The organism is Acinetobacter sp. YH12112 (genome assembly GCF_013418945.1).
GTDB classification, from domain to species: domain Bacteria; phylum Pseudomonadota; class Gammaproteobacteria; order Pseudomonadales; family Moraxellaceae; genus Acinetobacter; species Acinetobacter indicus.
The window spans coordinates 1-13606 of the sequence record NZ_VPBA01000054.1 but is presented as its reverse complement, the minus strand read 5'-3'; the positions used below and the strand labels follow the sequence as shown (position 1 = coordinate 13606).

At 39.9% G+C, this 13606-nt stretch carries 11 protein-coding genes; 10 read left to right on the top strand and 1 reads right to left on the bottom strand.

The window, feature by feature from the left end; translation table 11 throughout:
• The 7 genes from FTU50_RS14190 to FTU50_RS14160 form a co-directional block, all read left to right on the top strand.
• Positions 1–167, top strand: a 167-nt coding sequence (locus FTU50_RS14190; RefSeq protein WP_151711510.1) for an integrase core domain-containing protein, incomplete at its 5' end; no start/stop codon positions are given.
• A 286-nt stretch (positions 168–453) separates the two neighbouring features.
• A complete protein-coding gene (locus FTU50_RS14185; protein WP_227591950.1) occupies positions 454–870 on the top strand; it encodes a cation efflux protein, CzcI-like in 417 nt (138 codons plus the stop codon).
• A 48-nt stretch (positions 871–918) separates the two neighbouring features.
• A complete protein-coding gene (locus FTU50_RS14180) occupies positions 919–2244 on the top strand; it encodes a TolC family protein (protein WP_180047382.1) in 1326 nt (441 codons plus the stop codon).
• A 1-nt stretch (position 2245) separates the two neighbouring features.
• Positions 2246–3475, top strand: a complete 1230-nt coding sequence (locus FTU50_RS14175; protein ID WP_016658777.1) for an efflux RND transporter periplasmic adaptor subunit — start codon at positions 2246–2248, stop codon at positions 3473–3475.
• Complete coding sequence (locus FTU50_RS14170; protein WP_180047384.1) at positions 3465–6605, top strand: efflux RND transporter permease subunit; 3141 nt, start codon at positions 3465–3467, stop codon at positions 6603–6605. The genes FTU50_RS14175 and FTU50_RS14170 overlap by 11 nt, the downstream gene beginning before the upstream one ends.
• Positions 6606–6691: 86 nt before the next feature.
• Positions 6692–7591, top strand: a complete 900-nt coding sequence (locus FTU50_RS14165; RefSeq protein WP_177156119.1) for a cation diffusion facilitator family transporter — start codon at positions 6692–6694, stop codon at positions 7589–7591.
• A 183-nt stretch (positions 7592–7774) separates the two neighbouring features.
• The gene (locus tag FTU50_RS14160) at positions 7775–8341 is read left to right on the top strand and encodes a recombinase family protein (protein WP_177156230.1); all 567 of its coding nucleotides are present in this window, start codon (positions 7775–7777) and stop codon (positions 8339–8341) included.
• 52 nt (positions 8342–8393) lie between these two features.
• On the opposite strand, the gene FTU50_RS14155 is transcribed toward FTU50_RS14160, so the two are convergent.
• Positions 8394–9374, bottom strand: a complete 981-nt coding sequence (locus FTU50_RS14155) for a DUF4917 family protein (RefSeq protein WP_177156118.1) — start codon at positions 9372–9374, stop codon at positions 8394–8396.
• A 914-nt stretch (positions 9375–10288) separates the two neighbouring features.
• Here FTU50_RS14155 and FTU50_RS14150 point away from each other — a divergent pair.
• The 3 genes from FTU50_RS14150 to FTU50_RS14140 are packed head-to-tail and all read left to right on the top strand — an operon-like array spanning position 10289 to position 13356.
• On the top strand, positions 10289–12100 hold the full coding sequence (locus FTU50_RS14150; protein ID WP_034583971.1) for a copper resistance system multicopper oxidase: 1812 nt from the start codon (positions 10289–10291) through the stop codon (positions 12098–12100).
• Positions 12087–12425, top strand: a complete 339-nt coding sequence (locus FTU50_RS14145; protein WP_004897649.1) for a hypothetical protein — start codon at positions 12087–12089, stop codon at positions 12423–12425. The genes FTU50_RS14150 and FTU50_RS14145 overlap by 14 nt, the downstream gene beginning before the upstream one ends.
• A complete protein-coding gene (locus FTU50_RS14140; protein WP_004668309.1) occupies positions 12412–13356 on the top strand; it encodes a copper resistance protein B in 945 nt (314 codons plus the stop codon). Before FTU50_RS14145 ends, FTU50_RS14140 begins: the two co-directional genes overlap by 14 nt.
• Positions 13357–13606 lie beyond the last annotated feature (250 nt).

Genomic DNA, 13606 nt, shown 5'->3' with positions numbered 1-13606 from the left:
CGTATATTGAACGCTATAATCGGACCATACGTTATAGTTGGCTGAGCAAGCATTTATTTGATACTTTGGATGAAGTACAAGATTATGCAACAAACTGGTTGTGGCATTACAACCATGAAAGACCACATCAAGCTAACAAAGGAAAGCCACCTCTAATGGCTGCTTAACCTCTACTTTTAACTTCGGTTATTTATGGGAGGATTACCCTCTGATTTCAGGGGTATATTTTAATTTTGTCATCGGGGTAGTCTCTCAGAATATTGACTCTCCGACAAACCCGGTACGGTTCAATCTATTGTTATTCTTACCTGAAATTGATGTGAGCTTATAGAGACAAGGTAAATTTGCAAAAGTGCCGGCTATTCAGTGTTCATTGAATGTTTAATTTAATTTATTAAGCTTGACCTTGGAGTGGCTCTAAGCCTTATACTTGGTACAAATTTTTCGATTGTTATGATGATGCGTTCTACTACATGGATTACAGTCTTGGTTGGATTGTTCATGTTCCAAAGCTTTTGGAATGTGGCGGCGGCCTTTTGTGTCCATGAACAACAGCCTCAATCACAGCAGAGTTATCATTTTGGTCATCACCAAAATACCTTGTGTGCCAGCGATAGTCGTCAACACGATCATAATGGACAGTCAGAAAACATAAAAACATTCAGTAGCGATTTAGAAATCGGTGAAGATCATCAAGATCATCTACCATCGATGACGCATTTGATTGTACAAAATGAAAAAGTAGATGTGTTTCATCCAAGCTCTGAAGTTAAAGTGAATCCACAATTTCATTGGAAAAACAGCTATCAGGCTCCTGACCTGTTTCAACAAAGCCCACCTCCCAAATTTTCCCCGCTCATGGTGGGGTAGCCTAAAACATTCCCACCACTTTTATTATTTAAATAAGTGGGAAAAATCATGTCTTCACAATCAATTATACTCTTGCGTCATAGCTTGGTTGCTTGTATATGTGCAGCGGCTATGCAATATAGCTATGCTGAAAACGTTACCAGCTTTGAATCCGCTTTAGCAAAAGTACAAAGTTACCAGACTCAAGACAAGCTGTGGCAACAAGTTCAGCAAATATCTGAATTGAATATTCAGCAAAGTCGGTTATGGCAGAATCCAAGTATAAGTTTAGAACAGTCTGGCTTTGGCTCAGGTCAAGAACAGGAATTCAATGTTGGCGTTAGTCAACCTCTAGATCTATTTGGTCAGCGTAAGCTGAACCGGGTGATTGCCAATACCTCGAATCAACAAATCCAATTGCAACAGCAATTATGGAAGGCACAAAGCCAACTGATTGTTAAATTTGCATGGTCGCAATTTGCACTTGCTGAGGTTGAGCAGTCTGTTTATTCAGTACTGTTAAAAACAAGTAAAGCCAATCTGGACAGTGCCCAGAAACGCTATCAGGCAGGCAGTATTGCCCTGGTTGATTTTGAGCGTGCCCAAATTGAAGCGCTAGAAATCCAACGACTTTATGAGCAAGCGATGCTGAATAAACAAGCTGCCGGTCGTCAGCTGTCTAATTTGTGGGGGGGAGAAACATCTTCACATCTTCAATTGAATAAAACCGCTATCCCTTGGCCAGAGCAAAGTCTCCAAACTGTGCAACGGTATATTGCTGAAGGGTGGCTAGAAAAATTCTATGCCTTGAACATTCAGCAATCGGATCATCAAATTGAAAATTTAAGAATTCAGGCACGTCCCAATCCGACTTTAAATGTAGGCATGAAACGTAGCAAAACCCCTAATGAAAGCAACGATACGACTTTGGCAATCGGCGTGGCTATTCCACTGAATATTTTCAACCGCCAGCAATATGCGATCCCGATGGTCCAGCAACAGCAAATATTGCTGAACCAACAGCAGCAGCGTGAGCTGAAGCAACAAATACTCGATATTGCCAACAGCATGCATCAGCTCAAAGGTTTACGTAGCCAGTTCGATGCCACAACAGCACAAGTTACTTTGGCGACCAAAGTTCAGAGCCGTACTTTACAAGGGTTTCAGGCAGGGAAACTGTCCATTACCGACGTTCAGCAAGCAACCACCCAACTGCAGAATCTTCGATTGGGTCAATTACAAATTCTACGTCAAGCTTGGCAAACTGCCCTCGCAGCTGAGGCACTCAGTATTGGCACAAGTTATGAAGAAATTAGCCGTTCGGATGCCTATACACAACTGAATAAAAAGGCAGTCGAAGCATCGCAAAATTTAATCAATGGGGGAGCACGATAAAATGAACGCCAAGCAAAACGGAAAAATATCCCAGTCTCTCATGATTGCAATTTTGATTCTGATTACGGTCTTGGTCAGTCTGGTTATTTGGTTAAGTTCAAAAAAAACTGAATCTGAGGGGCATGGTCATGATGAGGGAAATGCCGAACATTCTGATGAAGATAGTTCTGAAGAAGGACATGCTGAAGAAGGCGAAATACAACTGACCAGCCAACAAATGGTTGAACAAGGTTTAAAAGTTGCTGTTGCATCCACAGGATTGGTTGAAAAGCTGACAACCCTGCCAGGTAAATTGGTGGTGAATACCGATCAACAAGCGCATATATCGCCTAATTTTAGTGGTCATGTCGAGCAGGTCAATGTGGCTTTAGGACAGAGCGTGCAAAAAGGACAAACGCTGGCTGTACTAATCGTGCCTGAACTGATCGACCAACAGGCAAATCTGCGTATGGCACAGGTGAATCTGGATTTGGCCCGTAAAGATTACCAGCGCGAACAGCAACTCTGGTCACAGGGGATTTCTGCCAAACAGGATTACCAGCGTGCCGAAAATGCCTACCGTCAAGCGCAGATTACTGTCCAGTCCTCACAAGCACGTTTAAATGCATTAGGTGCAAGTGGCAATAACAATGGGCGTTTTCTGATTAAAGCACCGATCTCTGGGGTGATCAGTCAAAAAGATATTGTGGTCGGTGAAAATGTGCAACTGGCTAATCAGCTCTTTGTCATTGAACAGCTGAAAGATTTATGGCTTGAGTTTAATTTGCCGAATCAATTCTCAGGTCAACTGCAAGCCGGGCAAAAAATTGACTTTAAAGTGAATGATTCAGATCAAATCTATAAAGCTACTGTACAAAGCTTAACCTCTCAGGCAGATGTACAAACAGGGCGTCTGGTGGTGCGCGCAAAACTCGATGCGCAAGCTACTGAGTTGCGTTCTAATGTGTTAGTGAGAGTGTTGATTCCGGAAGCTACAGCAAAATCAGCCCTTCGGATTCAAAAGTCTGCGCTGCAAAGTATTGAAGGTGAAGACAGTATTTTCATCGTAGATTCAGAACAAAAAGGTCAAGTCCACTTAAAAGCACAGAAAGTGCAATTGGGGCAGGCTTCAAGTGATGGACAATGGCTTGAAGTGATTTCTGGGCTGACTGAAGGGCAGAAGTATATCGCTCAAGGCAGTTTCTTGCTCAAATCTGAATTAGAAAAAGACGAGGCAGGCCATGAGCATTAATTCTGATCTGCCAAAACCAGAAGGTTTATTCGAACGAATCATTCAGTTTTCCATACAAAATGCGATTTGGGTGTTGCTCTTTGTCTGTACCTGGATTGCGGTCGGGGTGTATAGCTATCAGAAACTCCCGATTGATGCTGTACCCGATATTACCAATACCCAAGTCCAGATTAATACTCAAGCCAAGGGTTATACTGCGCTTGAAGTCGAACAGCGGATTACCTATCCCATTGAAAATGCCATGGCTGGCATTCCGAATCTGGAGCTTACCCGTTCCATATCCCGTTATGGACTCTCTCAAGTCACCATTGTCTTTAAAGATGGGACTGATATTTATTGGGCCCGTCAGCAGATTAACCAACGGGTACAGGAGGCGCAATCTGAGTTGCCTGCACAAATCACACCGATGATGTCCCCCGTTTCTACGGGTCTCGGTGAGATTTATCAATGGGTACTGAAGGCAGATCCGAATGCGAAAAAGCCGGATGGAACTGCATACACGCCGATGGATTTGCGTGAGATTCAGGACTGGATTGTGCGTCCTCAACTGCAACGTGTTAAGGGAGTTGCAGAGGTCAACAGTATTGGTGGTTTTGAAAAAACCTATGTGGTCTCTCCCGATTTAAACCGGATGCAGCAACTGAATATCTCATTAGAACAACTGCAACAGGCTTTAGCGCAAAATAATGAGAACCGAGGTGCAGGTTATATTGAAGACAATGGTCAGCAACTGACGGTACGTGTACCGGGTACATTCAATGGGCTTTCTGATATTGAGAACACCATGCTGGGTAGCCCAAATGGCAGCCCAATTCGGGTTGGTGATATTGCGCAAGTCTCTATTGGGCATGATTTAAGAACCGGTGGGGCAACCTATAACGGCAAAGAAACCGTTTTAGGGATTGCCATGATGGCGATGGGTGGAAATAGCCGGACTGTTTCTAAAGCTGTGGATGCCAAGCTTCAAGATATTCAGAATAGTTTGCCTAAAGGGGTAGTGATTGAAACGGTGTACGACCGTACTACCTTGGTTGAGAAGGCGATTAAAACCGTTCAGAAAAACTTGGTAGAGGGAGCAATCCTGGTCATCATCATTCTGTTCCTGTTTTTAGGGAATATCCGTGCTGCCTTGATTACTGCCTGTGTCATTCCACTCTCTATGCTGTTTACCTTAACCGGGATGGCACAGAAAAATATCAGTGCCAATCTGATGAGTTTAGGTGCACTCGATTTCGGCATCATTGTCGATGGTGCTGTGGTGATTGTCGAAAACTGTATCCGGCGTTTAGCCCATACACAGCAACTGTTAAAACGACCTCTCACACAAAGTGAACGCTTTAAGGAAGTTTTTCTGGCTGCCCGCCAAGCACGTCGTCCTCTTATTTTTGGTCAGCTTATTATTTTGGTGGTGTATTTGCCGATTTTTGCTTTAAGTGGTGTAGAAGCAAAACTATTTCATCCGATGGCTTTAACCGTTGTTCTCGCACTGGTGGCAGCTATTATTTTATCGATCACCTTTGTGCCCGCTGCAGTTGCTTTATGGGTTAAAGGGGAGATCAAAGAAACGGAAAGCCGTTGGATGATCTGGCTCAAAACCCGATATCAACAGATATTGGATGGAGCCTATCATTACAAAGCGGTGGTTTTAACTTTTGCCATTTGTCTCCTGGTCATTACGGGTCTGCTCAGCACGAAGATTGGCAGTGAGTTTGCACCCCAGCTGAGTGAAGGTGATTTTGCGGTACAGCAATTACGTTCTCCAAGCACAGGCTTGGAAGAGTCTTTACGTATTCAGGAAAATACCGAAAAGCTTTTACTGAAAAACTTTCCCGAAATTAAAGCTATATTTGCCCGTACCGGGACTGCTGAAGTGGCGACAGATGTGATGCCACCGAATATTTCCGATGGTTATATCATGCTGAAACCACGTGAGGAATGGCCAGATTCAAAAGAAAGCCTAGATGCACTTCGAACCCGAATGGAAGCTTATCTTGCGACAATTCCCGGCAATAACAGTGAGTTTTCTCAGCCTATTGAGTTACGTTTTAATGAACTGATTTCAGGTATACGCAGTGATGTGGGGGTGAAGGTTTTTGGTGATGACATGCAGGTTTTGAATACTGAGGCTGCAAAAATCGCGAAAATCATTCAGCAAGTCGCAGGTAGCAGTGCGGTGAAAGTTGAACAAACTTCGGGTCTGCCTTTACTCAATGTAGAGATTGATAAAGCTTTAGCTGCCCAGTATGGCTTGAGTGTGAAATCTATTCAGGATGTGGTGGCTGCAAGTATTGGTGGACAAAGCGTGGGAGAGATTTTAGAAGGCGATCGTCGTTTTGATTTTGTTATCCGTCTTGGAGAGCAAGACCGTAGTGTCGCATCTGTTTCCCAGTTACCTATTCAGCTTCCAAATGGTGGCAGTATTTTATTGTCGGATGTCGCGCAAGTCTCGACCATTGAAGGAATCAACCAAGTCAGTCGAGAAAATGGTAAACGCCGAGTTGTGGTTACAACGAATGTTGAAGGGCGTGATTTAGGGTCTTTTGTTTCTGATGTACAGACACAGCTCAAAGCATACACTTTGCCAAGTGGTTATTGGATAGAATATGGCGGTCAGTTTGAAAATTTGGCTTCAGCCAAAGCACGGATGCAAATCGTGATTCCACTGGCTTTAATCACTATCTTTATTTTACTGATGGCGGTCTTTCACAATGTCAAAGAAAGTCTATTGGTCTTTACCGGGGTACCCTTTGCCTTGACCGGTGGTGTGCTGTTCCTTTGGCTAAGGGATATTCCATTATCGATGTCAGCTGGAATTGGCTTTATTGCCTTATCTGGTGTTGCAGTCCTCAATGGACTGGTAATGCTGACCTTTATTAAGGAATTAAGGGACAAATATCCAGTGCATAAAGCCGTGTGGCAAGGGGCTATTTTGCGCTTAAGACCAGTGTTGATGACAGCTTGTGTGGCTTCACTGGGTTTTGTACCAATGGCGCTGGCAACCGGAACAGGGGCTGAGGTTCAACGGCCACTGGCAACCGTAGTGATTGGCGGGATTATCTCTTCAACATTACTAACTTTGGTGCTGTTACCCGTGCTTTATCGTTGGATAAATGAAAAGAAAGTTTCTTAATCCAATAGATTAGTCGATTTACAGCAGAGATATTGGCTGTTATCCAATATCTCTGCTCATCATAAATAGAATAAGGAAAATATTTTATGTCAGAACATCATGATCATAGCCATGCGGTTGTTACTGAAGAAAATAGTAAGAAGTTAATGGTTGCCTTAGGTTTAACGACTACTTTTTTAATAGTAGAAGTTGTCGCTGCTTTTATTACCCAAAGTTTGGCTTTGTTATCTGATGCAGCTCATATGTTTACTGATGTAGCCGCTTTAGCTATTGCTCTTGCCGCTATCAAAATTGGTAAAAAAGCCGCAGATGATAAAAGAACTTTTGGCTATCAGCGATTTGAAATTTTAGCGGCTCTGTTTAATGCGGTGATGCTTTTTGTGGTAGCAATATATATTGTATATGAAGCTTATCAACGTTTTACGAATCCTGCTGAAATTCAAAGTGTTGGAATGATGATTGTCGCGGTCATTGGTTTGGTCATAAATTTGATTTCAATGAAAATCCTTTCTGCTAGTGCTGAAGGAAGTCTAAATATAAAAGGTGCATATTTAGAAGTTCTTAGTGATGCTCTAGGATCGATAGGCGTGATTATCGGAGGAATAGTTATTTATTTTACCCAGTGGATGTGGGTTGATACCGTAATCGCTGTGTTAATTGGCTTCTGGGTCTTACCTCGAACTTGGATTTTATTAAAACAAAGTATTCATATTCTGCTTGAAGGAGTTCCTGATGAGATTGATATTGAGTCGTTAAGAAATGATTTATTGAAGCTAGAGGGCGTTGAAGGGATTCATCAGTTGAAAGTCTGGGCTATATCCTCAAGAAATATTCATTTAACTGCTCATTTGGTTGCTCCGAATAGCAATACAGATCAACTCTATCAAAATGCCTTAGAAGTTCTAAAACATAATCATAATATTACTGAAATTACGTTACAAATAGAAAATACGAAATGTAATACATTGAACCAACATAAACACTAATTTGGACTTTAGTCTTCATATAGATGTTTTGTGTAACTTTAAAGTATACCCTAAAATAACACAGACAACGCCCTGAAGTTTATGTCTCATTTAAATAAATTTTGTCCATACGTTACATGTAACTTTGAAATATAATATTCATTATTTACAATAAGCAGAAATAAGCATTTGGTAGAAGGCATGATGAAAGGTCATAAGGTGGGATATGTCAGAGTCAGCTCTGTTGACCAGAATATTGGACGACAACTTGAAGGAGTCGAAGTCGACAGGGTTTTTATCGATAAGGCCTCTGGAAAAAATACTGCCCGTCCGAAATTTCAGGAAATGCTCAGCTATGTTCGTGAAGGAGACATGATCGTCGTGCACTCTATGGATCGTTTCGCTCGAAGTCTGAAAGATTTAGTTACTGAAGTTGATCAGCTCATAAAGAAGGGAGTCGCCATCCAGTTTGTCAAAGAAAATATTACTTTCACGGCCCAGGCCACTCCGATGGATAACCTGATGTTGCAGCTTATGGGCGCTTTTGCTCAATTCGAGCGGGAAATTATCTTGGAACGCCAAAAAGAGGGGATTAAGCTTGCAGCGGCTCAAGGGAAATATAAAGGTCGTGTCCATAAATTGAACACTGAGCAGGCTGAGGCTTTACGACAAGCCTGGAAAGAAGGACTGTATTCCTCCAAAGTTGCTCTGGCAAAAGCATTTGGTATCAGCCGGCAAGCTGTTTATCGATATTTACAAATAATTAATTAATCATTCTCTATAATTTGGACTAATATGTGCGTATAAAATCAGTGACTATTCTTTAAGCCCAAATAGGAGCAGACTCAGCTTTATAAAATTCAATGTTTATTTTTTTAGTGTCTATAAATCGGTGGGCATTAGCAATTGTTGTTTTATTAGAGTCTGAGTATTGATCACCAAATATACTGATATAAATATTTTCAACTTCACTCTTATTAATTTGATCGAAAATATGTTGATCATTTTCAGCCATTGAATGCCCATGAATAAACAAAGAACCTTTTATTTTTTTTAATTTTTTATAACATGAGTTCAAATATGGATTATGCTGAATTCTACTAAGTTTAGCTTCGTAATTAGGTTCTGATACAAATAATGGAAATTTTCCAACAGCTAGATTTTCTTTTACATGATCAACAATACTCTTACCTAAGTGATCTTTAAATGTATGTTTGTTAATAGTCACTTTACTATCATATAAATGCAGTCCTCCATGTAGATAGAAAACATTTTGATCGCTAGTATTTTCCCAACTATTGTATCTAAAACCGTCCTTACTAAAATATCCTGTAGGAGATATTTCTTTTTTATTAATGACCCAATAAAGCAATAAGTCATAATTTAATGTAAACACTTGAGAAAATTGTTTAATGAATGGCCTTGCTTTTTCATACTGGCTTGTTGATACAAAATTGGATGTTAAGGGATGAGTATCAGAAATAACTTTAACTAGAGAATTTTTCAACTGTTCTTGATCACTTTGTATTTCAATAATTTTATTTTTATCTACATCATATAATTCACATATCTTTTGTGCTGACTCTAATATTCTCATGATCTTTTCAAAATCATAGGTATCGAATTCCGTAAATAACTGACGAATTTCGAGATCTCTGGTACCAAAATCAGCTTTATCAAATAAAGACTTATAATTAAAAATTTCATGACTCCATGCTTGAGAAAAGCCATTTGCTAATAATATTGATACTTCAGATTTATTAGATATTGAATCAAACTTATCTTTAAAATTACCTATTTTCATTTTTAAAATAAAATATAAGAGTATGATAGTAATTAAATTATATCATAATTTCGACTATCCTAGGTAATCCTCCCTAAAAATAATAGGATCTAAAAGTAAAGTTTTCTCTTAAAATATAGGCAGGAGATTCTGCATGAAACCAACTATCTAGCTAGCAAAAATCTTATATGATCAGTCGGCAGACAATACAGGTTTCATTCAGTATCGTAAGAATTTAGGCTCGTAAACCCAGAAAAATGTGGAACATAATTATTCACATAAAAAGCCCATTCGAGGGTGAATGGGCTTTTTTAAATTTTGCAAGATGTTGATTTAAAACAAATATTTTATTTATTTCGGATAACGTGTATTATGTTAATTTTAGAGAAACTACTAAATTATATTGAGTTGTAAATATTTGAAAATTCCGTTAAGATATTTTGGATTAAATTCTATTCCTAGATAGCATTCGTGTTGACTCATCTCTCCAAAAAACTTTGGTTTTGTTTTCTTATGGTTTTTGCCATAGGATGGAGTAGTGTGTCTGTTGCATCAGTAAAGATAATGCATATCAATATGCAAACTGAAATGAGCCAAGATCATTGTTTAGATCAAGCACAGCAAGTCACTCAACATGGTATTAATCACGAAGTACAGACGAATACCGATTGCCATAATCATTTAGCTCTTAATCAGAATATAGATCACAAAAAGTGTCAGGAATGTTCTAGCTTATCCTGCCAGACACAGATCTCATGTCTTCATTCTTTGCAAAGCTCGCTAGATCCCCTAGATACCTTCTATTCTATAGATCAGCCTAATTTTTATTACCCCAACCAATATCTAAATGGGTATTGGCAAGAAATTTCACGTCCCCCTAAAGCTTAACCAATTTTTTTAAAATTTATTTATTTTTCAAAAATTAAGGTTAAGTTATGTCTCATAAAATTAGTTCGTACCTATTAGCAGGTATTTGTTTTGCATCGTCGCCTTTGGTTTTTGCCGAAGTGCGTGAATATCAGCTTGTTATTGATGAAGCAGTGGTCAGCCCAACTGGAAAGCCTGTAAAGCGCATTACCGTAAATGGTCAATTTCCTGCGCCTTTGCTTGAGTTTGAAGAGGGTGATGAAGCCATCATTCGCGTGAAAAATAATTTAAAAAACCAAGATTCTTCTATTCATTGGCACGGACTGTTGTTGCCGGGCATTATGGATGGTGTACCGGGATTTAATGGTTTTAACGGTATTAAGCCTCAAAGCGAGTATGTTTATAAATTCAAGATTCGCCAAAGCGGGACTTATTGGTATCACGCTCATTCTAAAGGACAGGAACAGGACGGCTTATATGGTTCTTTTGTGATTTATCCAAAAGGTAAAACACCATTGGCAGCACATGAAAAAGCTGAACGTGACTATGTGGTGATGTTGTCAGATTTTCATGAAAAAACCAGTGATCAAATTCAGAAAGATCTTAAAATTTCAGCTGAATATTATCAAGATCAGCGTGAAACCTTGGGTGATGTTTGGAAGCAGGTTAAACGTGATGGCATAAAAGCGACATGGTCTGACCGCAAAATGTGGAATCAGATGCGTATGCTAAAAACCGACATGTCGGATGTTACAGGTTATACCTTCCTCATTAATGGCAAAACACCTGAACAAAATTGGACAGGAATGTTTAAACCGAATGAAAAAATTCGCCTACGTTTTGTGAATGCATCTGCGATGTCTTTCTACGATGTCCGTATTCCTAACTTGAAAATGACTGTGGTCAGTGCTGATGGTCAGCCTGTAAAACCTGTTGCTGTGGATGAGTTTCGTATTGGCACAGCTGAAACTTATGATGTGATTGTGGAGCCAAAAGGCGGACATTATCAAATTGAAGCTGAGTCAATTGACCGTGCAGGCTATGCGATTGGTACACTGCACAATGAATTAAATCCTATGACACATGGCATTCATATGCCTGCACCACGTCCACGCTCACTTTTGACCATGGAAGATATGGGACATGGTGGCGGTGATCATGCAGGAATGGATCATTCGAAAATGAACCACGGCAATATGCAAGGCATGGATCACTCGAAAATGGATCATTCAAAAATGAACCATGGCGATATGCAAGGCATGGATCACTCGAAAATGGATCATTCACAGCATGGCACAGCAAAACCACAAGAAAATGATCAAGTGGTTTATGGTTGGGCAAATGCATCTACACCTGCGGGCAATAAAGCCTTGCAATATAGTGATTTAAAATCTTTAGAACCGCAAAAAGATACTCGTGAAGCTAGCAGTGAATTAGTAGTACGTTTGGGCGGTACTATGGAGCGTTATATTTGGACGATTAACGGTAAAAAATTCAGCGATGCTGAGCCATTAAAAGTGAAGTATGGCGAGCGTATCCGTATCAAATTTATTAATGACAGTATGATGGCGCACCCCATGCATTTACATGGCATGTTTATGCAGTTGGAGAATGGTCAAGAGTCGGTAGATATGCCGAATAAACACACATTGATTGTACCACCGGGTAAAACAGTGACTGCTTTATTAACTGCGGATGAGTTGGGCGAATGGGCAATCCATTGTCATTTGTTGTATCACATGAGTGCAGGAATGATGAACAAGTTGATCGTGGCAAATGTTAGCGATGAACAAGTGTCTACAACGCCAATTCAAGGTACAAATTCGACTCAAACTCACCAAGTAACTGAGCAAAAAGGAGCTGGACATGCACATCACTAATTTTGTATTTAAAGCGTTTTTTTCTGTTGCGGTATTGAGTTTAACAAGCTTAAGTTTGGCGCACGAAGGGCATCATTCAACTGCTCAGACTGATGGAAAAAATGTACCATCAATGAATCATCAAGCGATGTCTGAGATGGATCATTCACAGCATTCTCCACAAGAGCATGCACAACACATGCAGATGATGGGGAAAATGAATCATGCTGCACATTCAGCACCGATGAACCATCAACATGCAGGTCATCAGCCAATGCATCACAAATCAACAGAGAAACAGCAAGATCAAAAAGTACAGAAAGGAGATCAACATGCGCACCATTAATCTTTTTTCTAAAACTGTTTTAGCAAGCTCTTTGTTGATGGTCAGTGCAGTGAGTTTGGCACATAATGGTGAAGATCATAGTGCGCCTGAAAAAATGACAGTTGCTACATCTTCTAGTCAAAATCAGCCGATGCAAATGGATCGCTCTCAAATGAACCATAGCCAAATGAATCAGGCACAACATCAGGCAACATCTACGGTTAATCATTTACATCATGTACCAGATGCGAATGCTCAGCAGAGTTCGCATTATGATCATCGCTCAGAACACGGTGCGCAAATTTATGCGATTACGACAGTGGACAATAAGTGGCTTGTCAATGAAGATGGCACAGGTGATTTAAAGTCAGAGTTTGAAACCCGTATTGGCACAGATGAAAATAAGGTTTTTATTAAAATTCATGCCGATAAAGAAGAATCGCATGATGCACATTATGATGCCAAACTTTTATATAGCCGTATGATTTCAGACTTTTGGGATGCACAGATTGGTGCACGTTATCGTAGTGAAAAAGTTGAACTCAATGATCATCGCAAAGACACCGAAGAAAATGTTGATGCGGTGATTGGCTTACATGGTATGGCGCCATATTTCTTTGAAACTGATGCTTATCTCTATGCGGGAGAAGACAATTATGCGGGCTTTAGCCTAGAAACGGAACGTGATTTTCTGATTACGCAAAAGTTGATTATTCAACCTTATTTAGAGTTGGATGCTATCTTTAGTGATGACTCTAAATATGCGAAAAAAACTGGTTTAAGCAGTGCAACCGCAGGGTTTGAAACTCGCTATGAAATCAGTAAAAAGATCATGCCGTATATCGACATTGCCTATGAGTATTCAAAAGGTAATGATGAAACGTCGTGGCAAATAGAATCAAACTCTGAGAAAGGTTGGTTATATGGAGCTGGTGTTAGATTTAGATTTTAATTAATTTAATGATTACTAAATAGCTTTATTTAAATAAAACTCTAGCTTAATGTGGCCGGAAGCAAAATGTTAACTTATTTTGCTTCCTTCCATTTAACATAATGGCTGTTATGCGAAGTCGACTTGTAACTCCAAAATAGAAATGTCCGGTTTCTCCAAAGTAAAAATGTCCGCTTTTAGAATATGCGCTGTTGCAATTTTCTTAGCGGACGGTTTGATATGTTGGTGTCTATGTCGGATAAAGAACTTA

What these genes read in the sequence shown, in the direction of transcription:
- FTU50_RS14185 (WP_227591950.1), top strand. Translation starts at nt 454, where the DNA reads ATGATGATGCGTTCTACTACATGGATTACAGTCTTGGTTGGATTGTTC.
- FTU50_RS14180 (WP_180047382.1), top strand. Translation starts at nt 919, where the DNA reads ATGTCTTCACAATCAATTATACTCTTGCGTCATAGCTTGGTTGCTTGT.
- FTU50_RS14175 (WP_016658777.1), top strand. Translation starts at nt 2,246, where the DNA reads ATGAACGCCAAGCAAAACGGAAAAATATCCCAGTCTCTCATGATTGCA.
- FTU50_RS14170 (WP_180047384.1), top strand. Translation starts at nt 3,465, where the DNA reads ATGAGCATTAATTCTGATCTGCCAAAACCAGAAGGTTTATTCGAACGA.
- FTU50_RS14165 (WP_177156119.1), top strand. Translation starts at nt 6,692, where the DNA reads ATGTCAGAACATCATGATCATAGCCATGCGGTTGTTACTGAAGAAAAT.
- FTU50_RS14160 (WP_177156230.1), top strand. Translation starts at nt 7,775, where the DNA reads ATGAAAGGTCATAAGGTGGGATATGTCAGAGTCAGCTCTGTTGACCAG.
- FTU50_RS14155 (WP_177156118.1), bottom strand. Translation starts at nt 9,374, where the DNA reads ATGAAAATAGGTAATTTTAAAGATAAGTTTGATTCAATATCTAATAAA.
- FTU50_RS14150 (WP_034583971.1), top strand. Translation starts at nt 10,289, where the DNA reads ATGTCTCATAAAATTAGTTCGTACCTATTAGCAGGTATTTGTTTTGCA.
- FTU50_RS14145 (WP_004897649.1), top strand. Translation starts at nt 12,087, where the DNA reads ATGCACATCACTAATTTTGTATTTAAAGCGTTTTTTTCTGTTGCGGTA.
- FTU50_RS14140 (WP_004668309.1), top strand. Translation starts at nt 12,412, where the DNA reads ATGCGCACCATTAATCTTTTTTCTAAAACTGTTTTAGCAAGCTCTTTG.